The following is a 19309-nucleotide window of genomic DNA, read 5'->3' on the forward strand; positions in this document are numbered from 1 at the left end:
GCTTCATTTCGATGGAATATTCCGCTAGAGCATGATCCCAAAAAGTGCGTAGCGGTTTTTGGATAAGATCATGCGGACTGAATGGAGCAGGCGGCAGGGCAGCCCTATCTATGGCTCGAGCCTCTGTCGCATTTCGGAAGAGATATGAACATAGCCGTTTCCAAACCTGACCTGACCATCCGGCTTTGCGGGCCGCGCGGCTTCTGCGCCGGCGTCGACCGAGCCATCCAGATCGTCGTTCTGGCGCTGAAGGCCTATGGCGCGCCTGTCTATGTCCGCCACGAGATCGTGCACAATCGCTATGTCGTTGAAGGTCTGGAAGCCAAGGGCGCCATCTTCGTTGAGGAGCTGGATGAAATCCCGGCCGAGCATCGCGCCCAGCCCGTCGTCTTCTCGGCGCATGGCGTGCCGAAATCCGTGCCGGCCGATGCCGATGCGCGCAATCTCTTCTATCTCGATGCCACCTGTCCGCTTGTCTCCAAGGTGCACAAGCAGGCCATGCGCCACAATCGCCTTGGCCGCCACGTCGTCCTGATCGGCCATGCCGGCCACCCGGAAGTGATCGGTACGATGGGCCAGCTGCCGGAAGGTGCCGTGTCGCTGATCGAGACGGTGGAGGATGCCGACGTCTACCAGCCTGATGATCCCGACAATCTCGGCTTCGTCACGCAGACGACGCTCTCTGTTGACGATACCGCCGGCGTCATCGCGCGGCTGCAGGAGCGCTTCCCCAATCTCACCGCACCGGCTGCCGACTCGATCTGCTATGCCACAACCAACCGCCAGGAAGTGGTAAAGGAGGCGGCGCCGGGCTGCGATCTCTTCATCGTCGTCGGTGCGCCGAATTCCTCGAATTCCAAGCGTCTCGTCGAAGTGGCGCTGAGGGCAGGGGCGAAGAAATCCGTTCTCGTGCAGCGCGCCGCCGAGATCGATTGGGACGATATCGGCGATATCAAGACCGTTGGCCTCTCGGCTGGTGCATCTGCGCCAGAAGTCATCGTCAACGAGATCATCGAAGCGTTCCGCGCCCGCTATAATGCTGTGGTGGAACTCGCTGAAACTGTGAAGGAAACCGAGAATTTCCTCGTCAATCGCGAGCTTCGCAGTATAGAGCTGACGACAGCAGACATGGCTTTCGTCAACGGCGAATAGCCGACCTAAGGCGCTCAAGTTCGGGACTGTTTCGTGGCCGTTTATACCGATATTACCGAAGACGATTTGAAGTGGTTCCTGACCGAATATGATGTCGGTGAATTGCTCTCCTACAAGGGCATTGCCGAAGGCGTCGAGAATTCGAACTTCCTGCTGCATACGAGCCGCGATCCGCTGATCCTGACGCTTTATGAGAAGCGCGTCGACAAGGGCGATCTGCCGTTCTTCCTGGGGCTGATGCAGCATCTGGCGAGCCGCGGCCTGTCCTGCCCGCTACCCCTGCCGCGCCGTGACGGTGCCTTGCTCGGTCATCTCTCGGGGCGTCCTGCCGCCCTGATCTCCTTCCTCGAAGGCATGTGGCTGCGCAAGCCCGAGGCACATCACTGCCGCGAAGTCGGCAAAGCGCTGGCCGCTATGCATATTGCCGGTGAGGGTTTCGAGATCCGCCGCCCGAACGCGCTGTCGCTTGAGGGCTGGCAAGCGCTCTGGGAAAAATCAGAGGCCCGCGCCGACGAAGTCGAGGCCGGCCTGCAGGGTGAGATCCGCGGCGAACTCGATTTCCTTGGAAAGCATTGGCCGAAGGGTCTGCCCGAAGGCGTCATCCATGCCGATCTTTTCCCGGACAATGTCTTCTTCCTCGGCGACACCCTGTCCGGCTTGATCGATTTCTATTTCGCCTGCAACGATCAGCTCGCCTATGACGTCTCGATTTGCCTCAATGCCTGGTGCTTCGAGAAGGATCACGCCTACAACATCACCAAGGGCATGGCGCTGCTGGAGGGCTATCAGAGTGTGCGGCCGCTGAGTGCTGCCGAAATTGCCGCCTTGCCGACGCTGGCCCGCGGTTCGGCGTTGCGCTTCTTCCTGACACGTCTCTACGACTGGCTGACGACCCCCGCCGGCGCTCTCGTCACCAAGAAAGATCCGATCGAATATCTGCGCAAGCTGCGCTTCCACCGCCAGATTGCCTCGGCTGCCGAATATGGGCTGAAGGCATGAAGCACGTCGACATTTTTACCGACGGCGCCTGCTCCGGCAATCCCGGCCCCGGCGGCTGGGGGGCGGTGCTTCGTTACGGCGAGGTGGAGAAGGAGCTCTCCGGCGGCGAGGCGGACACGACCAACAACCGCATGGAGCTGATGGCCGCGATCTCGGCACTCGGCGCCCTGAAAAGCCCCTGCGAGGTCGATCTCTATACCGACAGCGTCTACGTCAAGGACGGCATCACCAAGTGGATCTTCGGCTGGAAGAAGAACGGCTGGAAGACGGCGGACAAGAAGCCGGTGAAGAATGCCGAGCTGTGGCAGGCGCTGGACGAGGCCTATAACCGCCACAAGGTGACGCTGCACTGGGTCAAGGGCCATGCGGGACACCCGGAGAATGAGCGCGCCGACGAGCTGGCGCGCAAGGGCATGGAGCCTTTCAAGAGGAAGTAGCTCGTCGGCAATAAACTCGGACTAGCCGCGTCACATAGAGCTCGATCACGCCAAGATGTGATCGAGCGCGCTTCTCACTCTTGGCTTTTCGGCTGCGGAGAGCGGCAGGATCGGGCGCGGCGGATCGATCCGGCAAAGATCGAGCGCTTCGGCAATCGCGTACATGACGCGGAAGCTGCCGAACTCCTTGAACAGGCTCCATAGCGGCTGGAACTTTTGATCAAGCCGCTCCGTTTCGGCGATGTCGCCGGCTTGAGCAGCCCGTGTGAGCGCCAGCGCTTGGACGGGCAGAAGGCCGGCAACGACGCTGCACCAGGCGTCGCCGCCGGCCAGTAGGGCGGCCGCTGCTCCCCAATCGCCGCTATAGCCGATGGCGAAACCCTTTGACGTTTCCTGGCGCAGGCGTCCTATCTCTCCCTTGAAATCGCCATCTTGCGGCAGAGGCATCTTCACCGCCACGATGTTCGCCACCTTTGCTAGGCGGGCAATCAGTCCATCGCTGAATGTGAATTTCGTTGTGCCGGGATTGTTGTAGATGCAGAGCGGCAGCTCGCCGGCCTCCGCGACGGCTGCGAAGTGCTGGTAGACCTCTTCCTCTATGAGTGGAGTATAGGATACGGGCGCCAGCAGTAGCCCATCCGCGCCGGCCGACTTGGCATCACGCGCCAATGCCTGCGCTTCGTCGGTCCGTAGCGCTCCGACACCGACGATGACCGGGATCTTGCCGCCGACACTTGTCATCGCCGCCTGTACTACCCGCCGGCGCTCGTCGCGTGACAGAAAGGCGTAACCGCCCGTACTGCCGAGCAACCCGATGGAATCCGCGCCCGCCTGTTGAATGCGTTCAAGCAGGTGGGTGAGAGCTGCAACATCCACGCGTCCGGAAGCGTCGGTCGGAGTAATTGGAAAGGCCGAAAGTCCGGTAAAGAGCGTCACAATTGTTTTCCTTCTCTGTCAGGCCATGAGCAGCGGTAGCGATCGAAAAGCAGAGCCTGGAATCCTCCTATGCTGAGTACCGTGTAGCTGTCGATGGAATATGTTGTAAAATCATACTCCGCTCAGCAACTTTGTGGCGATCATCCACATGGTAAGCGCGATGAGCGTTTCCAGAACGCGCCAGGAGGCGGGCTTCGCGAAGATCGGCCTTAGCCATCGCGCGCCAAAGCCAAGCGAAAAGAAGAACAGGAAAGAGCCGGTCATGGCCCCCGCCGCAAATGAAGCCTCGTTTCCCGGAAATCGGGTCGAGATCGTGCCGAGCAGCGCGACGGTATCGAGATAGACATGCGGGTTGAGCCAGGTGAGCGCCAGGCACATGGCAAGCGTCTGCCGGAAGCTCGATGATGTCGCTTCTCCGGTAGCCAGCACCGCAGACGAACGAAAGGCGGAGTAGAGGCTCCTGGCTCCGTACCAGATGAGAAAGGCTGCCCCGGCATAGCGCATCACAGGATCGAGCCAGGGCAACAGCGCCGAGATCTGGCGGAAGCTCGTTACCCCGAGGATGATGAGCGCTGCATCGGAGAGCGCGCATGCAAGGCATACGGCTAACACATGCTCGTTGCGGAGGCCCTGACGCAGGACGAAGGCATTTTGCGCGCCGATCGCGACAATCAGGCTGAGCCCCATCATCAGGCCCGTCATATAGATCGAAAAATTCATCCTAGCCGAAATGCTCCAAAACCAATGAGCATTTCCGGTATCGGCATAAGAAGATTTAGGCTAGTTAATGTTGCTAACCCCGATTAAGAAAAACTAATCAATGCTCGATTATTCTGCTCTCCGTGCCGTCTCTATGGTCGTCCAGACAGGCAGCTTCGAAAAGGCGGCGGCCCTTCTCAATGTCACACCTTCGGCCGTCTCGCAGCGGGTGAAGCAGCTGGAAGAACGCCTGGGCATCGTCCTGATCGTCAGGGGCAATCCCTGCACAGCAACGGAGAAGGGCGAATGGCTCTGCCGCCATATGGAGAATGTCGGCATGCTCGAAGACGAGCTTTTCGGACGTTTGCCGGCACTTATCGATCCCGAGGAGCCCAAGCAAAGGGTGACGCTTCACATTGCCACGAATGCCGACAGTCTCGGGACGTGGTTCGTGGAAGCCATATCGGGTTTTGCCAGACGCTCCCCCTATCTGCTGAATATCGCCATCGACGATCAGGATCATACCGCCGAATGGCTGCAGCGCGGCCGGGTCATCGCCGCCGTCACCGGCCTGGAGAAGCCGATCCAGGGATGCCGGCGCATGTCCCTCGGCGCCCTCCCCTACCATGCGACGGCAAGCCCGGATTTCGTTGCCCGGCATTTTGCACAGGGCGTTACCCCGCAAGCGATCCGGAATGCGCCGGCCCTGACCTTCAACCAGAAGGACAGGCTTCAAAGCCGGTGGTTACGCCAGACTTTCGGAGAGGATTTTGCCTATCCGAGCCATTGGCTGCCGTCGACGCAGGGCTTCGTCGATGCCAGCCTTGCAGGCATGGGATGGGGCATGAATCCCATTCAGCTTGTGCGGGAGCATCTGGAGGCTGGGCGCTTGGTGGAACTGATCCCCGACACGCCGCTGGACATTCCATTATATTGGCAGGTGAATCGTCTCGCAGCCGACCGGCTTGCCGAGCTGACGCGCGAGATCACAGCGGCAGCCAAAGCTCATCTGTCAGCATGAGCAATGCTTCTAAACACCTTGCCATTCGCCTCGCTGCCGGAACGCAATGTTCGCGAATTGGTGCCTTGCCCGGCTGTCCTTTCCCTCTATGCTGCCCCCGACTTCCAGGGAGATTGTTTTATGATCCTGCATTGCGTTTTTCTTAGACTCAAATCCGCCCTGACACAGGATGAGAAGACCGCCCTCTTCGACTCTGTCGTCGCCTTGCAGAAGGTCATTCCGGGCATTGTCGATGTGAAATATGGGCCAAACGTATCGCCCGAAGGCTTGCATGGCGGCTTCGCGGATGGATTTGCCGTCACCTTCGAGAGTGTGGAGGCGCGTGATGCCTATCTCATCCATCCCGAACACGTGGCTGTCGGCGAACGCATCGTTTCCTCCACCGACGGCGGTCTGGCCGGCCTAATGGTTTTTGATTTCAATCTTTGAAATAGTCGCCAGGATCCGGCCGCAGACGGGGTAAGCCTGCGACCGGATCCGGTCGATCAGCTCGATTTCGCCATCGCAGCAGCGAGCTGATCAACGTTATAACGGAACATTTTTTCGTAAGTCGAAGCTGGTCCGTTGGCCTTTGACAGCGATTCGACATAGAGCTCGCCGCCCGGCTCGGCGCCGGTTGCCTTGGCGACCTGCTTGACGAGGCGCGGATCGTTCGAGTTTTCGAAGAAATAGGTCTTCACATGCTCGGTCTTGATCTGCTCGATCAGCTTGGCGACGTCGGCGGCCGACGCTTCTGTCTCCGTCGAAACGCCGAGCGGCGAGAGGAAGTTGACCTTGTATTCGCGGCCGAAATAGCCAAAGGCGTCGTGGCTGGTCAGCACCTTGCGGCGATCGTCCGGGATCTTGTCGAACTTGCCGTGCGCATAGGCGTCAAGCTCCGTCAGCACCTTCGTATAACGCTCGGCATTGGCCTTGAAGTCGGCGGCGTCAGCCGGATCGGCGGCGGAAAGAGCCTTTTCGATATTGGTGACCCAGACCTTCACATTGACCGGGCTATTCCAGACATGCGGATCGGTGACGGTCTTGCCATCGTCGACCATGGTGCGGGTGTTGACGCCTTCGGAGGTGACAACGGGCGTTCCCTTGTAGCCGGACGCGGTAATCAGCCGGTCCATCCAGCCTTCCAGGCCTTCGCCGCTGACGAAGACGACCTTGGCGGCATTCAACGTCTTGGCATCGGCTGGCGAGGGCTCGAATTCATGGGGGTCGCCATTCGGGCCGACGAGGCTCGACACCTTCACATGATTGCCGCCGACCTGCTTGACGACATCGGCAAGCACGGTGAAGGACGCAACGACATTGAGTGTCTCGGCGGAGGCTGGTGCAGCGATGCCGAAGGCGACGAAGGCTGCCGCGGCGGCTGAGAGAAGCAGTATCTGTTTGTTCATGTGGGTCTCCTTGTTCAGATTAGCCCCGGAGATGGGGACGGGGGAAGAGCCGCCGGGCAAGGCCCGAGGGTGCGAAGAGAATGGAGAAGCCGTAGATCAGGCTGGCGGTGATGATGATGGTCGGGCCTGATGCAAATTCGAGATGGTATGATGCGATGAGGCCGAGATAGCCTGCCACTATCGCCGTTCCCGTCGCAATCATCATCATGGCGGGTAGGCTGCGCGACCAGAGCTGAGCCACGGCGGCCGGCAGCATCATCAGCCCGACGGCCATCAGCGTACCGAGCGCCTGAAAGCTCGCGACGAGATTGAGCACGACCAGCAGCAGAAACAGGAAATGATAGAGTGGTCCGCGCCCGCCGACAGCACGCAGAAAGCCCGGATCGAAGCATTCCATGACAAGCGGCCGGTAGATGACGGCGAGAGCCAGCAGCGTCACCGTCGTAATCGCACCGATCTGGTAGAGAGCCGGCGCATCGATTGCGAGAATGGTGCCGAAGAGCACATGCAGCAGATCGATGTTGGAGCCGCGTAGTGACACGATGAGGACGCCGAGCGCCAGCGAGGTCAGATAGAAGCTGGCAAAGCTCGCATCCTCCTGCAGCACGGTTGCGCGGCTGACGAGCCCGGAGAGCAGCGCCACCGAAAGGCCGGCCACCAGCCCGCCAAGCCCCATCGCGGTCAGCGACAGCGAGCCGGCAATGAGGTAGCCGATAGCGGCGCCAGGCAGAACGGCATGGCTCATGGCATCACCCATCAGGCTCATGCGCCTGAGCATCAGGAAGACGCCGATCGGGCCGGAGCCGAGGCCGAGGCAGACGCAGGCAATCAGCGCGCGCCGCATGAAACCATAGTCCGCAAAGGGTGCGAGGAAGATATCGTAGACGGTCATTCGGCCGGCTCCCGCTTCACGAGGCCGCCTTCGTTGTGCTCTTCTTCGGGGAGGCATGTCGCGGCCTCCTCATCCCAGCGCTCGGCCATGGCGCGCGCTTTGATGAGGTTCGTTGGACTCATGACATCTTCCGTCCTGCCCCATCCCACGAGTTTGCGGGCGATCAGCAGCGTTTCGGGGAAATAGCTTCGCACCTGCTCGAAATCGTGCAGTACGGCGATGACCGTGCGTCCCTCCCGGTTCCATCGCAGCACGAGGTCGAGAAGATCGCGCGTCGTGCGCTGGTCGATCGCCGTGAAGGGTTCGTCCAGCAAGATGACACGAGCATCCTGCAGCAGCAGCCGCGCAAACAGCACGCGCTGGAACTGTCCGGCCGAAAGCGAGCCGATATGCCTTTTTTCGAAGCCCGAAAGCCCGACGATGCCGAGCGCCTCGCGCGCCCGCTCGGCGTCTTTCCGCGAGAACCGCCCAAAGGCGCCGGCATTCTTCCAGGCACCGAGCATGACGGTATCGGCAACCGAAATCGGAAAGCGCCTGGCGATATCGGCTACTTGGGGCAGATAGCCAAAATCGTTGCGCGTCAGCTTGCCACGATCGATCGACCCTTCCGCCGGCCGCAGCTCTCCGACGATTGCCTTGAGCAAGGTCGACTTGCCGGCACCGTTCGGCCCGGCAATCGCCGTCAGGCTGCCGGCAGCAAAGCCGCCAGAGAGATGGTGTACGGCTGGGTGACGTTCATAGGTAACGGTGAGATTATTGAAGCGGATCAGATCATTCATGCCAAAGCCACCGCCCAGCCGATAGCAGCCCAAAGCACTGCAATGCCCACCGCCACATAGGCAAGGCGCATCAAAGCCGAGCGCCCCATGAGGGACGAAGCGAAGGGATCACGGTCAAAAGGCATTTCAGGGCTTTCATTATGTAATAACATTACGTGTTGTAGCCGATGAAATGCGGCGAAAAAGAGGCAAAGAGTGAATTGAGGGTTTTGATTACCGGCAATTGGTGCTCACCACTGTTGATGCTATATATAGCGCATTATCTGTTATTCGACGATTCATTGAGCCTTCGGGAGGTGACATATGAATGTTTCTATCGGTGAACGCTGGGAAAAATTCGTTGAGAAAACCGTTGAAGAGGGCCGTTACAGCTCCGCCAGCGAAGTTGTGCGCGAAGGTCTCCGGCTCGTAGAGGAGCGGGAGGCGAAAATCGCAGCGCTACGGCGTACTCTGGACGCATCGATCGATCGCGGGGGCGATATATCTGACGAGGAGCTTGGTGCCGCTTTGGAAGCCAAGGCTGCCGAGCTGGCGAAGGAAGGCCTTTGAGTGCCGCGGCTTCGTTATACGGCCGCTGCCCAGGATAACATCCTGGATATTCTTGCATTTATAACCCGTGAAAGCGGCAGCCCAACGGTCGCTTTGAACTTCACAGCGGAGTTACGCCGCAAATGCGCAAGTCTTGCGGCCTTACCCGGTCAGATGGGCCGTTTGCGGCCAGAACTGAGGGACGACATGCGTAGCTTCGCATTTCGTCGGTACGTGATCTTTTTCCGCTATGTCGACGATGCCTTCGAAGTTTTGAATGTATTCGAAGGACATCGAGATTTCGATACTCATTTCAACGAGGAAGAGTAAAACAAAGGGCGCCTCTTCAAGGCGCCCTGTTTCTTCCATCAAAATCCTAAAGCTGCTCCATCATGGCAGCGGCGCCCGAAACCGTGGCCTGACCGGGGCTTTCCTCGATATTGAGCGTCTTCACCACGCCGTTTTCCACCAGCATGGAATAGCGCTTGGAGCGAATGCCGAGGCCGCCGGCCGAGAGATCGACGTCTAGGCCGAGCGCCTTGGTGAAGGCGCCGTCCCAATCGGCGAGGAAGTGGATCTTGCCGAGACCACCGGACGACTGCGCCCAGGCGCCCATGACGTGCCAGTCGTTGATGGAAACGACGGCGATGTCATCGATGCCCTTGGCGAGAATGGCGTCGCGGTTTTCGAGGAAGCCCGGCAGGTGATTGAGCGAGCAGGTGGGCGTAAACGCGCCGGGAACGGCGAAGAGGACGACGCGCTTGCCGGCAAACAGCTGCTCGGTGCTGATCTCGACCGGGCCGTCGGCGGTCTTTTCCTTGAAGGTGGCGGCAGGCAGCGTGTCGCCGATGGCGATAGTCATGGCTCTCTCCTTGGGTCGTTGTTTCGGGGCGCTCGAACGGCCGCCGATGGTTTGAAGACGGTTCAGAGAACTATAGATCCGGCCTATTCGAGCGCAAGGGTGGTTTCCATCGCCCGATCGCCATCGACGACCAGAATACCCCAGCTTTGGCCCTTCGGATCATAATCCTTCGGTGGTTTGCCGATTACTATATCGGCCGAGAAGGAAATTCCCTCCCGCTTCGCATTCGCTTGCTGAAAGAACACATAGCCAGATGGCCCCGTGACATAGATCTCAGGTGCATTTCCGCTCGCTTCCGGCAGTGTCAGATGCAGGGAAAGGCTCTTGCCGTCGTTGGAGAACTTATGGCTCCGGACGGCGAAATCCGGGGAGGGAGGCTGCGGTAGCACGGCCTTTGCCGCATCGAGCAAAGCCAGTTCATGCGAGGTTGGCTGCACATCTGCTGGCAACCGCAGGGAATATTCGGCCTGGAAGGGGATGCAGATATCCTTGCAGAGGCCGATGAAGGCCGTCAGCTCAAGCTTTGCCGGCGCCTTGCCGGTGACGCGCAGATCGAGCGGAAACGTGACCGGTGCGTCGTAGCCGATTTCCTGGATGGGGCCGACGCGGATCGGCTTCGGCGCGGGATAGTCCGCCCTTTCCAGTGTTACGCCGCTGCCAGCTGCGGGCGTTATTTGCGGCGGAATTCCGCCCTGACCCGGCTCGCGCCAATAGGTGATCCAGCCCGGCTCCGGCTCGATCTGCAAGGCGGCGCGGATATGCCCTTCTGCGTCCGGTGCCAGTGCGATCAGACGCATTCTGCCGCCCTGATTGTCTATCCACTCACTCGTTGCGGCATGAGCCGCCGCGGTGCTGAAAAACAAAGTGGTGAGAAGCGCCGACAGGCGGGCAACGGTACTTATTTCGATCATGGAACAAGGATTTAGCGGATTGGGTCGCCGGGAGCCAGCACGACCGAAGAGGTAAATGATCATTTTCAGTTGATTGATTTATGACATTGCCCCATCTTGGTATGAGGCGGCGCAGTTGCGAACTGCGGTCAGGAGGCACGATGTCCCTATCGACGCTGAAGAATAGACGCGAAAGAGGTTTTCTCGACGGTCAGTTCCTGATCGCCATGCCCGGCATGGAGGATCGGAACTTTCATCGTACGGTTGTTTATATCTGTGCCCATTCCGATGCCGGTGCCATGGGCTTCGTCATCAACCGGGCTCAGAAGCTGACATTCACCGACGTCCTCTTGCATCTCGAAATGATCAAGGACGACGATGCTATCGTGCTTCCGCAGATGGCGCGCGATTTCCCGATCCAGACCGGCGGTCCCGTCGAAAGCGGCCGAGGTTTCGTCCTGCATTCCGATGATTACATCAGCGACAGCAGCATCCCGGTCAGTGACGATATCAGCCTGACGGCGACGCTCGATATCGTCAGGGCCATTTCCAAGGGAAGCGGCCCGAAGCGCGCGACGATGTTGCTCGGCTATGCCGGCTGGGGCGCTGGTCAGCTCGAGGCGGAGATTGGCAACAATGGCTGGCTGAACTGCCCTGCAAACGAAGAATTGATCTTCGATCGCAGCCTCGAGAACAAGTATGATCGTGCGCTGGCTCTCATGGGTATCAATCCGGTCATGCTGTCACCGCATGCCGGCCATAGCTGAGCCGATTTGCGTTGTTTTGGAACGAAATAGCGGGCGTGACGTTTTCCCGACAGAGCGACGGCAATTCCGCTGTCGCAGCCAAGGAGGCGTCAGACATGAGCAGCACGACCGACAAGGTGTCCGGTAAGGCGAACGAAATTGCCGGCAAGGCCAAGCAGATGGCCGGCAAGGCGACGAATGATAAGGAAATGCGCGCCAAGGGCGCTGCACAGGAAGCCAAGGGTAAGGTGCAAACCGCCGTTGGCAAGGCCAAGGATAAGGTCAAGGGAGCGGTGGACCGGATGTGACCGGCTGCTTGTTTTTGTCAATCCATGGTCGCTGCTCCGTCTGAATTGACGTCGAAGCGGCGATGTTGGGAGGAAGAGCCTGTTACGGAAACGTGGCAGGCTCTTTATTGCCGGCCAATAAGTTTTCCGAGGGGGAGCATGCGGCTTTTCACGTGCGATCATTGCGGACAGCCTGTTCATTTCGATAACAGGCAATGCATTCGATGTGGTCACCAGCTCGGTTTCGTCCCGGATCGCTTGGCGATATATGCCCTGGAAGCAGAAACTGAGACGAACTGGCACCCGGTCTCCGAACAGACCCGGCATGTTCGCTTCTGCGCGAATGCCGAACTCGATATCTGCAATTGGCTCATTGATGCGGACGATCCGCAGCCCTATTGCGTTGCATGTCGGCACAATCGTCTCGTGCCGAACACCGGCACGCAACAGGGTATAGATCGCTGGCGGCGCATCAGCCAGGCGCAGCGGCATTTGTTTTATTCGCTCTTGCGGTGGAACCTGCCGCATCCCGATCGGCAGCAGGACCCCGAAGGTGGGCTCGTCTTCGATTTCCTGGAGGATGAGGTGCAGGGCAATACCGTGGTCCCGGCGATGACCGGTCACGAGGAGGGACTGATCGCCATCCGGGCCGCTGAAGCCGATGACGTGACGCGCGAACAGGCGCGTACTTCCATGAATGAGCCCTATCGCACCTTGCTTGGCCACTTCCGCCACGAGACCGGCCATTTCATCTGGAACAAGCTTGTCCGCGATCGTGGACAATTCGATGCCTTTCGCGCCGTCTTCGGCGACGAGCGCGCCGATTATGGCGCCGCACTCCAGGCCCATTACGACCATGGCCCGCCTGCAAGCTGGCAGGAAAGTTTCATCAGCGCCTATGCCAGCTCCCATCCCTGGGAGGATTTCGCCGAATGCTTTGCGCATTATCTGCACATCGTCGATACGCTGGAAACGGCGCGTTCCTTCGGCCTAGCGATTGATCCCCATCGCTATCACGACATGGCGGCCGAGGTGGATTTCAATCCTTACAAGGCAGAAAGCGCCGAGCAGCTCGTCAGCGCCTGGATCCCTTTGAGCGTAGCGATCAATTCCATCCAGCGCAGCATGGGGCAGCCGGATTCCTATCCCTTCATTCTTTCGCCGCCGGTGGTCGCGAAGCTCGACTATATCAGGGAATTGATCGACAACGCCTGATCGGCGCTGCCGTTACTGATGACGCTAAGCGCGCTTCGTCAGCGGAAAGCGTTCCTTGAGCAGACGGATCACCGAATCCGAGCCCATCGGCGGACCAAAGATGAAACTCTGGCCGTAGCTGCAGCCGATCTTGGCGAGCTCCAGCGCATCCTCTTCCGATTCGATGCCCTCGGCGACGACGCGCATATTGAGTTCGCGCGCCATGGAAATGACCGAGCGCAACAGGACAGCCTTCTTGTCGCTATCGTCGCGGACCATCGCCTTGTCGAGCTTGATCGTATCGAAGGGGAAGCGGGTGAGATAGGCGAGCGAGGAATAGCCGGTGCCGAAATCATCGAGCGCCAAACCGATGCCGGCTTCGCGCAGCTTGTCGAGCACGAGCCGCGCCTGTTCCGGATTCTCCATCACCTGCGATTCCGTCAGCTCCAGCTTGATGCGGCTTGGATCGCAATGGGTCTTGGCGAGCAGGGCGCGGATATCGTCGTAAAGCTCGTTATTGAGCAGCTGTACGCTGGAAAGGTTGATGGAGACGAACAGCGGCAGGTCGCCAGTCTGTCGCTGCCATGCCTTGAGGTCGTTCGTTGCCTGCTCCAGTGCGAACATGCCGAGCGGACCAATGATGTCGGACGCCTCCGCGATCGGGATGAATTCCGATGGCGGAATGTTACCGCGCTTCGGATGCTCCCAGCGCATCAGCGCCTCGAAGCCTGCGATTTCTGCATCCTCAAGCCGAACGATCGGCTGATAGACGAGCGAAAGTTCCTTGCGTTCGACGGCGCGGCGCAGATCGGTTTCGAGCTGCAACCGGTCGGTGCCGAAGCTGCGGAAGGCGGGTTGGAAAGGTTCGACGCGGTTGCCGCCGGCGCGCTTGGCGCGATACATGGCGAGTTCCGCATCGCTCAGCATCCCGGCCGCATTTTCCTGCTGGTCGACCCACGAGGTCAACCCGACCGATGCCGTCAAAATGATCTCGCGGTTGGCGAAATTGATCGGCACCATGATCGCCTTGCTGATCGCGTCTGCGAAGTCGGCGACCTTGGCGGGATCGCGTTCGGAAACGAGGATGAGGCCGAACTGGTCGCCCGAAAGACGCGCCAGCGTATCCTGCGGCTTCATCAGGCGGCGAAGGCGACGGGTCAATGCGATTAGGATATTGTCGCCTGCGGCAAAGCCAAGCGTATCGTTGACGAGTTTATAGCGATCGATGTCGATGACCATAACCGTCGGCCGCAATTGATTTCCATCGGAAGCCAGCGTCAGAACGGCTTGCAAGCGATCGAGGAAGACCTGACGGTTCGGGAGCCCGGTCAGATTGTCGTGCACAGCGTCGTGCAGCAATCGTTCGACTGAATTCTTCTGTTCGGTAATGTCGACGATCGTGCCGACGCAGCGAATGATCTCGCCGTTCGACCCCAGCACCGGCCGGGCGCGGATCGACAGCCAGTGGAAATGTCCATCCTCCGCGCGGATCCGGAATTCATGGTTCAATCGGCCGCGCCGATGCTCCAGAAGGACGTCGAGCGTCGCTCGGAAGCGGTCGCGGTCGTCGGGATGCAGCCGCGGCAGCCAGTTGCGCGCCGCGCCATGCATGGTTCCGGGCGAGAGGCCGAGCTTCACCGAGATATCGGGCGTCGTCACCACGCGGTCGCGCGCCACGTCCCAGTCCCATACGGTATCGCCGGAGCCCGTCAGCGCCAGGGACTGCCGCTCCAGATCCGAGAACAGGCCCTGCTGGAAGGCGCCGCCGGCAAAAGCGTGCTGCATGACAGTGAAGCCGATCAGCAGGACGATGAGAACGAGGCCGCCGCCGAGTGCCGGCTGGATGATGTCATTGTCGAGCTTGCCCATGACCGTCATCCAGGCGCCGAACAGCCAGACGAGGATCAGCGCCCAGGCCGGCACGAGCAGGATGGCCCGGTCATAACGGCTGAAGCCGAGATAGATGATGAGCAGCAGGCCGGCTGTTGCCGTCAGCGCCAGCGACAGCCGCGCAATGCCCGCGGCAATCGACGGATCGTAGATCGCCACGCCGAAGAGGAGGGCAAGGCCAAGCACCCAGGCAAGCGTTACATAGCCGAGATGGGCGTGCCAGCGATTGAGATTGAGATAGGTGAAGAGGAAGATCACCAGGCTCGACGCGAGTGCCACTTCCGCACAGGCGCGCCATATTCGCTGGTCGCTTGACGTGATGCTGATGAGCTTGCCGAGGAAGCCGAAATCGACGCAGATGTAGCCGAGTACTGCCCAGGCGAGCGCCGCCGTGGCCGGCAGCATCGACGTGCCCTTGACGACGAAAAGAATGGTCAGGAACACCGCTAGCAGGCCGGCAATCCCGAGCACGATGCCGCGATAGAGCGTGAAGGCGTTGACCGTATCCTTGTAGGCGTTTGGTTCCCAGAGATAGAGCTGCGGCAGGTTCGGTGACGAAAGTTCGGCAACGAAGGTGACGACGGCGCCGGGGTTCAACGTGATACGGAAGACGTCAGCCTCGTCGCTCGGCTGACGATCGAGCGCGAAACCCTCGCTCGGCGTGATCGCGACGATGCGCTGCGAGCCGAGATCGGGCCAGAAGACCTTTGAATTCACGAGACGGAAATGCGGCGCCACGATGACGCGCTCAAGCTGCTCTTCGGAAACGTTGGCGAGCGCGAAAACCGCCCAGTCGCCCTGATGATTGGGCGAAGAGGAGCGAACCTCGATGCGGCGACGGATGCCGTCGGCGCCGGCCGCTGTCGAAACCTGGAAGGCTTCACCCTGATTGGTGTAGATTTCGGTCGTCGCTGTGAGATCGAGAGCAGTATCGTCGCGCGAGATCTTCACGGGCTCGGCTGCATCAGCCATCCCGGCGATCAACAGCAGCATGGCGGCCGCGAGCGTTGCGATCACGGCGCATAGCCGGCGGGCCGTTGGCCACGTCTGCATCATTCCGGCGATCATCGCTGGTCGAAGCTTCGGTTCGGGTTGGTGTCGGATGCCAACCTTGAAAACATCACATGGTCGCGCCACTGACCGTTGATTTTAAGATAACCGCGCAAATGACCTTCCCGCTGGAAACCGGCTTTTTCCAAAAGCCGCATGCTACGCTCGTTATCCGGAATACAGGCTGCTTCAATTCGGTGCAACTCAAGTCCGGAAAAGATATAGGGTATAACCAACTGAAGTGCGGCGAACATATGGCCCTGACCGGAGTAGCGCTCGCCCATCCAATATCCGATCATGCAGCTCTGCGCGGCACCTCGGCGAATATAGCCGATCGTGATGCCGCCAACCAGCGTCATGTTTTCCCTGAGAAAAATGAAGAGCGGTATGGCCTGGCCGGAGCTGTATTCCTGCTTTCCGCGGATGATGCGTGCCCGATAGGCGCCCTCGGTCAGCTCGTCGTGTCGCCAGGTAGGCTCCCAGGGTTCGAGAAAGCGCCGGCTTTCCGCCCGAAGCTTATGCCATTGATTGAAATCGGAGTAGCGCGGCAAACGCAGCAAATAATTGTCGTTTTCGAGTTCAACCGCGTCCGTATGACGTGAGAGAAACCGAAAGACAGATTTTTGCATGCCGCCAAGCACTCCCCCGAGAATTGCACCCATAGGCCCGCGGCGTGCCCTTAGCCGCTTGCGCTTCTGGAGGCAGGGACCGGCGCCGACAGCGAGGTTACGATGTCCTCCATCGGGGCGAGCTGCTCCAGCGGTCCGATCGCAGAAAGCGTCGGTACTGTATCGAAGAACAAGCGACCGGCAAGATCCGTCAGGCGGTCGATCGTGATGCCTTCCAGGCGCTCCAGCATCTCCTGGTTCGGGATGGGGCGGCCATAAAGCATCATCTGTCGTGCGACCTGGCCGGCGCGGGCAGCCGGGCTTTCCTGGCCCATCAGCAGCTGCGCGCGGATCTGGGCGCGGGCGCGCTCGATTTCCTGCTGCTGAATGTCATGCGAGGATTTATGCAGCTCGTCGACAATGACGGGCAGCAGTTCCGGCAGGTTCTCGCCGCCGGTCGCCGCATGGATGCCGAAGATGCCCGTGTCGGAGAAGCCCCAATGAAAGGCATAGACCGAATAACAGAGGCCGCGGAATTCGCGCACTTCCTGGAACAGGCGCGAGGACATGCCGCCGCCGAGGATATTGGCGAGGATCTGCGAGCAGTAGAAATCGCGGGTATGATAGGCGCGGCCTTCGAAGCCGAGCAGGATCTGCGCATCCATCAGATCGCGGGTTTCGCGAATGTTGCCGCCGATATAGCGCGCCGGCTCGATAACGGGCGGAGCGGACGGTTTCGTCGGAAGACTGGAGAAGCGCTCCTCGACCTGCCGCACGAAGCTTTCATGGTCGACTGCGCCGGCCGCCACGACGAACATGCGGTCGGTCGTGTAGTTGCGGCCGAGATAATGGCGGATCTGTTCCGGTGAGAAGGAGACGACAGTCTCCGGTGTGCCGAGAATGGCGCGCCCAAGCGTCTGGCCGCGATAGGCGACCTCGGAAAACTTGTCGAAGACGACATCGTCGGGCGTGTCGTTCGCGGCATTGATTTCCTGCAGGATGACCTGTTTTTCGCGCGCCAGCTCTTCCTCGTCGAAAGCGGATTCCGTTAGGATATCGGCAAGGATATCGACGGCGAGCGGCACATGATCCTTCAGCACGCGGGCATAATAAGACGTGGTTTCCGTCGAGGTGGCGGCGTTGACTTCGCCGCCGACATTCTCGATTTCCTCGGCGATCTGCCGGGCGGAGCGCCGCGCTGTGCCCTTGAACGCCATATGTTCGAGCAGATGCGCGATACCGTGTTCTGCCTCGGTTTCGTTACGCGAACCCGACTTGATCCAAACGCCGAGTGCCACGCTTTCGAGGTGTGGCATCGATTGGGTCGCTACTGTCAGCCCGGACGCTAGCCGGGTGCACTCCACTGTCATCGCCTGTCTTTCCGCGTCTGTTATTCGCCGGTCCGGGCATGCTTGCCGATAAAGCTTTCAACGGCTTTAAGTTCCGGATCGAGAATGTCGAAACGCTCCTCCCTGGTCATCAGACCAGCAAGCCACGTCGGAAGCGCCGGGTCAATACCGGATGCGGATTTTACTGCGGCGGGGAATTTTGCCGGGTGTGCTGTCGCAAGCGTTACCATCGGGCTGCTGGGACGCTCGTTCTTGCCCGCAATGAAGACGCCGATCGCCGTATGCGGATCGAGCAGATAGCCTGTGTCGGCAAGGGTTTTGCGGATCGTTTCGGCCACCTGCTTCTCGCTGGCGCGGCCGGCTCGGAAGTCCTTCTTGATAAGCTTCAGGGCTTCTTCGCTGACTGAAAATCCGTTCGACTGCTTCAGGCTTTCCATGGCGGCGCGCACCTTGGAGGCATCCCGGCCGTTGGCCTCGAACAGCAGGCGCTCGAAATTGGAGGAGATCTGGATATCCATCGACGGCGAGGTGGTGGCTTTTACCGAGCGCATCTCATAGCGGCCTGACTTCAGCATGCGCGCCAGAATATCGTTCTCGTTGGTGGCGATGACCAGTTTTTCGATCGGCAGGCCCATGCGCTTTGCGACGTAGCCGGCGAAAATATCGCCGAAATTGCCCGTCGGCACCGTGAAGGAAATCTTTCGGTCAGGGCCGCCGAGAGCAACAGCGGTGGTGAAATAGTAGACCACCTGCGCCATGATTCGCGCCCAGTTGATGGAATTGACGCCGGAGAGCCTCACCTTGTCGCGGAAGGGCGCATCGTTGAACATGGCTTTGACGAGGTTCTGGCAATCGTCGAAATTGCCCTTGATGGCCAGCGCATGCACATTTGCTGCCGTCGAGGTGGTCATCTGCCGCTGCTGTACCGGCGAGACTTTTCCATGCGGGAAGAGAATGAAGATATCGGTGCGCTCGCGTCCGGCAAAGGCGTCGATTGCCGCGCCGCCGGTATCGCCCGAGGTCGCGCCGACGATGGTCGCCCGCTGGCCGCGCTTCTCCAGCGCATAGTCCATCAGCCGCGCCAGCAGCTGCATGGCGACATCCTTGAAGGCGAGTGTCGTGCCGTGAAAAAGCTCCATGACGAAGCTGTTCGGCCCGGTCTGGACGAGTGGCGCCACTGCCGGATGCCGGAACGTGGCGTAGGCATCGTCGATCATGCCGCGGAAGACATCTGCCGGGATCTCGCCATTGGTGAAGGGCGAAAGCACCGCGAAGGCGACATCCTGATAGCTCTTGCCGCGAAAGGCGCGGATTTCCTTCTTCGTCAGGACCGGCCATTCACGGGGAACATAGAGCCCGCCGTCACGAGCAAGGCCGGCCAGGAGGGCGTCGCAGAAGCCAAGGGCAGGGGCTTCTCCCCGCGTTGAAATATAGTCCACGGTCTAGAATTCCTTTGGTCGCAAAATTGCCTGAGTGATCGATTGAGAGGGTAGAGGAACGAAGAGACGACGGCCGGTCTTTTTGCGTCGGATCAGCCGCGTGATTTTCGCGTTTGCGCAAGGCGCGTGGGATCGGCGCCATGTGGCGTCTGTTTGTGGCAAT

Annotated in this window: 22 protein-coding genes; 10 read left to right on the top strand and 12 right to left on the bottom strand. The window is 59.9% G+C overall.

Annotated elements, in window-relative coordinates; all coding sequences use genetic code 11:
• The first annotated feature begins 144 nt into the window (after positions 1–144).
• The 3 genes from ispH to rnhA are packed head-to-tail and all read left to right on the top strand — an operon-like array spanning position 145 to position 2588.
• On the top strand, positions 145–1152 hold the full coding sequence (gene ispH, locus AC13RC_RS01910) for a 4-hydroxy-3-methylbut-2-enyl diphosphate reductase (protein WP_112722479.1): 1008 nt from the start codon (positions 145–147) through the stop codon (positions 1150–1152).
• Between the two features lie 33 nt (positions 1153–1185).
• The gene (locus tag AC13RC_RS01915; RefSeq protein ID WP_488556335.1) at positions 1186–2151 is read left to right on the top strand and encodes a homoserine kinase; all 966 of its coding nucleotides are present in this window, start codon (positions 1186–1188) and stop codon (positions 2149–2151) included.
• Positions 2148–2588, top strand: a complete 441-nt coding sequence (gene rnhA / locus AC13RC_RS01920; RefSeq protein WP_113232053.1) for a ribonuclease HI — start codon at positions 2148–2150, stop codon at positions 2586–2588. The genes AC13RC_RS01915 and rnhA overlap by 4 nt, the downstream gene beginning before the upstream one ends.
• Positions 2589–2633: 45 nt before the next feature.
• Here rnhA and AC13RC_RS01925 read toward each other — a convergent pair whose 3' ends face one another.
• Both AC13RC_RS01925 and AC13RC_RS01930 read right to left on the bottom strand, forming a co-directional pair.
• Complete coding sequence (locus AC13RC_RS01925) at positions 2634–3524, bottom strand: dihydrodipicolinate synthase family protein (protein WP_488556336.1); 891 nt, start codon at positions 3522–3524, stop codon at positions 2634–2636.
• A gap of 111 nt (positions 3525–3635) precedes the next feature.
• Entirely contained in the window at positions 3636–4244 is a 609-nt protein-coding gene (locus tag AC13RC_RS01930) for a LysE/ArgO family amino acid transporter (RefSeq protein ID WP_488556337.1), read from the bottom strand.
• 100 nt (positions 4245–4344) lie between these two features.
• On the opposite strand from AC13RC_RS01930, the gene AC13RC_RS01935 reads away from it, so the two are divergent.
• A complete protein-coding gene (locus AC13RC_RS01935) occupies positions 4345–5244 on the top strand; it encodes a LysR family transcriptional regulator ArgP (protein ID WP_488556338.1) in 900 nt (299 codons plus the stop codon).
• Positions 5245–5364: 120 nt separating this feature from the next.
• Positions 5365–5673 (top strand): Dabb family protein, encoded by a 309-nt coding sequence (locus AC13RC_RS01940; protein ID WP_113331963.1) that lies wholly within the window; start codon positions 5365–5367, stop codon positions 5671–5673.
• 56 nt (positions 5674–5729) lie between these two features.
• Here AC13RC_RS01940 and AC13RC_RS01945 read toward each other — a convergent pair whose 3' ends face one another.
• Genes AC13RC_RS01945 through AC13RC_RS01960 form a run of 4 tightly spaced genes read right to left on the bottom strand, consistent with a single transcriptional unit; the run spans position 5730 to position 8428 of the window.
• Positions 5730–6632 (bottom strand): metal ABC transporter solute-binding protein, Zn/Mn family, encoded by a 903-nt coding sequence (locus tag AC13RC_RS01945; RefSeq protein WP_488556339.1) that lies wholly within the window; start codon positions 6630–6632, stop codon positions 5730–5732.
• Between the two features lie 19 nt (positions 6633–6651).
• Complete coding sequence (locus tag AC13RC_RS01950; protein WP_145320893.1) at positions 6652–7524, bottom strand: metal ABC transporter permease; 873 nt, start codon at positions 7522–7524, stop codon at positions 6652–6654.
• Entirely contained in the window at positions 7521–8303 is a 783-nt protein-coding gene (locus AC13RC_RS01955; RefSeq protein WP_488556340.1) for a metal ABC transporter ATP-binding protein, read from the bottom strand. Before AC13RC_RS01955 ends, AC13RC_RS01950 begins: the two co-directional genes overlap by 4 nt.
• Positions 8300–8428 carry a hypothetical protein gene (locus AC13RC_RS01960; protein WP_280949796.1) on the bottom strand — a complete coding sequence of 43 codons (129 nt, stop codon included), beginning with the start codon at positions 8426–8428 and terminating at the stop codon, positions 8300–8302. The genes AC13RC_RS01955 and AC13RC_RS01960 overlap by 4 nt, the downstream gene beginning before the upstream one ends.
• 178 nt (positions 8429–8606) lie before the next feature.
• Here AC13RC_RS01960 and AC13RC_RS01965 point away from each other — a divergent pair, with 178 nt between their 5' ends.
• Together AC13RC_RS01965 and AC13RC_RS01970 are read left to right on the top strand one after the other, a co-directional pair.
• The gene (locus AC13RC_RS01965; RefSeq protein WP_113331959.1) at positions 8607–8852 is read left to right on the top strand and encodes a type II toxin-antitoxin system ParD family antitoxin; all 246 of its coding nucleotides are present in this window, start codon (positions 8607–8609) and stop codon (positions 8850–8852) included.
• Positions 8853–9161, top strand: a complete 309-nt coding sequence (locus AC13RC_RS01970) for a type II toxin-antitoxin system RelE/ParE family toxin (RefSeq protein WP_488556341.1) — start codon at positions 8853–8855, stop codon at positions 9159–9161.
• 46 nt (positions 9162–9207) lie between these two features.
• Here AC13RC_RS01970 and AC13RC_RS01975 read toward each other — a convergent pair whose 3' ends face one another.
• Both AC13RC_RS01975 and AC13RC_RS01980 read right to left on the bottom strand, forming a co-directional pair.
• Positions 9208–9693: a peroxiredoxin gene (locus AC13RC_RS01975; protein ID WP_113390363.1), complete on the bottom strand. Its 486-nt coding sequence runs from the start codon at positions 9691–9693 to the stop codon at positions 9208–9210.
• Positions 9694–9776: 83 nt separating this feature from the next.
• Positions 9777–10604 (bottom strand): protein-disulfide reductase DsbD domain-containing protein, encoded by an 828-nt coding sequence (locus AC13RC_RS01980; RefSeq protein WP_488556342.1) that lies wholly within the window; start codon positions 10602–10604, stop codon positions 9777–9779.
• 140 nt (positions 10605–10744) lie between these two features.
• Here AC13RC_RS01980 and AC13RC_RS01985 point away from each other — a divergent pair, with 140 nt between their 5' ends.
• The 3 genes from AC13RC_RS01985 to AC13RC_RS01995 all read left to right on the top strand — a co-directional run bounded on the left by AC13RC_RS01985 (position 10745) and on the right by AC13RC_RS01995 (position 12831).
• Positions 10745–11350 carry a YqgE/AlgH family protein gene (locus tag AC13RC_RS01985; protein WP_069613770.1) on the top strand — a complete coding sequence of 202 codons (606 nt, stop codon included), beginning with the start codon at positions 10745–10747 and terminating at the stop codon, positions 11348–11350.
• 95 nt (positions 11351–11445) lie between these two features.
• The gene (locus AC13RC_RS01990) at positions 11446–11637 is read left to right on the top strand and encodes a CsbD family protein (RefSeq protein WP_069613771.1); all 192 of its coding nucleotides are present in this window, start codon (positions 11446–11448) and stop codon (positions 11635–11637) included.
• A 138-nt stretch (positions 11638–11775) separates the two neighbouring features.
• Positions 11776–12831, top strand: coding sequence for a zinc-binding metallopeptidase family protein (locus tag AC13RC_RS01995; RefSeq protein WP_488556343.1), 1056 nt, complete (start codon positions 11776–11778; stop codon positions 12829–12831).
• Between the two features lie 24 nt (positions 12832–12855).
• On the opposite strand, the gene AC13RC_RS02000 is transcribed toward AC13RC_RS01995, so the two are convergent.
• From AC13RC_RS02000 to thrC, 4 genes are read right to left on the bottom strand one after another with little or no spacing between them, the layout of a single operon-like run.
• Entirely contained in the window at positions 12856–15768 is a 2913-nt protein-coding gene (locus AC13RC_RS02000) for an EAL domain-containing protein (protein ID WP_371865500.1), read from the bottom strand.
• On the bottom strand, positions 15765–16379 hold the full coding sequence (locus tag AC13RC_RS02005; protein WP_113331954.1) for a GNAT family N-acetyltransferase: 615 nt from the start codon (positions 16377–16379) through the stop codon (positions 15765–15767). Before AC13RC_RS02005 ends, AC13RC_RS02000 begins: the two co-directional genes overlap by 4 nt.
• A gap of 50 nt (positions 16380–16429) precedes the next feature.
• Entirely contained in the window at positions 16430–17728 is a 1299-nt protein-coding gene (locus AC13RC_RS02010) for a M16 family metallopeptidase (protein WP_113353923.1), read from the bottom strand.
• 20 nt (positions 17729–17748) lie between these two features.
• Positions 17749–19146 carry a threonine synthase gene (gene thrC / locus AC13RC_RS02015; protein ID WP_152093593.1) on the bottom strand — a complete coding sequence of 466 codons (1398 nt, stop codon included), beginning with the start codon at positions 19144–19146 and terminating at the stop codon, positions 17749–17751.
• Between the last annotated feature and the right edge of the window lie 163 nt (positions 19147–19309).

The organism is Martinezella sp. CNPSo 3890, assembly GCF_057784455.1.

Coding starts and splice junctions, on each gene's coding strand:
- ispH (WP_112722479.1), top strand. CDS start 145: ATGAACATAGCCGTTTCCAAACCTGACCTGACCATCCGGCTTTGCGGG.
- rnhA (WP_113232053.1), top strand. CDS start 2,148: ATGAAGCACGTCGACATTTTTACCGACGGCGCCTGCTCCGGCAATCCC.
- AC13RC_RS01930 (WP_488556337.1), bottom strand. CDS start 4,244: ATGAATTTTTCGATCTATATGACGGGCCTGATGATGGGGCTCAGCCTG.
- AC13RC_RS01935 (WP_488556338.1), top strand. CDS start 4,345: ATGCTCGATTATTCTGCTCTCCGTGCCGTCTCTATGGTCGTCCAGACA.
- AC13RC_RS01940 (WP_113331963.1), top strand. CDS start 5,365: ATGATCCTGCATTGCGTTTTTCTTAGACTCAAATCCGCCCTGACACAG.
- AC13RC_RS01945 (WP_488556339.1), bottom strand. CDS start 6,632: ATGAACAAACAGATACTGCTTCTCTCAGCCGCCGCGGCAGCCTTCGTC.
- AC13RC_RS01950 (WP_145320893.1), bottom strand. CDS start 7,524: ATGACCGTCTACGATATCTTCCTCGCACCCTTTGCGGACTATGGTTTC.
- AC13RC_RS01955 (WP_488556340.1), bottom strand. CDS start 8,303: ATGAATGATCTGATCCGCTTCAATAATCTCACCGTTACCTATGAACGT.
- AC13RC_RS01960 (WP_280949796.1), bottom strand. CDS start 8,428: ATGCCTTTTGACCGTGATCCCTTCGCTTCGTCCCTCATGGGGCGCTCG.
- AC13RC_RS01965 (WP_113331959.1), top strand. CDS start 8,607: ATGAATGTTTCTATCGGTGAACGCTGGGAAAAATTCGTTGAGAAAACC.
- AC13RC_RS01975 (WP_113390363.1), bottom strand. CDS start 9,693: ATGACTATCGCCATCGGCGACACGCTGCCTGCCGCCACCTTCAAGGAA.
- AC13RC_RS01980 (WP_488556342.1), bottom strand. CDS start 10,604: ATGATCGAAATAAGTACCGTTGCCCGCCTGTCGGCGCTTCTCACCACT.
- AC13RC_RS01985 (WP_069613770.1), top strand. CDS start 10,745: ATGTCCCTATCGACGCTGAAGAATAGACGCGAAAGAGGTTTTCTCGAC.
- AC13RC_RS01990 (WP_069613771.1), top strand. CDS start 11,446: ATGAGCAGCACGACCGACAAGGTGTCCGGTAAGGCGAACGAAATTGCC.
- AC13RC_RS01995 (WP_488556343.1), top strand. CDS start 11,776: ATGCGGCTTTTCACGTGCGATCATTGCGGACAGCCTGTTCATTTCGAT.
- AC13RC_RS02000 (WP_371865500.1), bottom strand. CDS start 15,768: ATGATCGCCGGAATGATGCAGACGTGGCCAACGGCCCGCCGGCTATGC.
- AC13RC_RS02005 (WP_113331954.1), bottom strand. CDS start 16,379: ATGCAAAAATCTGTCTTTCGGTTTCTCTCACGTCATACGGACGCGGTT.
- AC13RC_RS02010 (WP_113353923.1), bottom strand. CDS start 17,728: ATGACAGTGGAGTGCACCCGGCTAGCGTCCGGGCTGACAGTAGCGACC.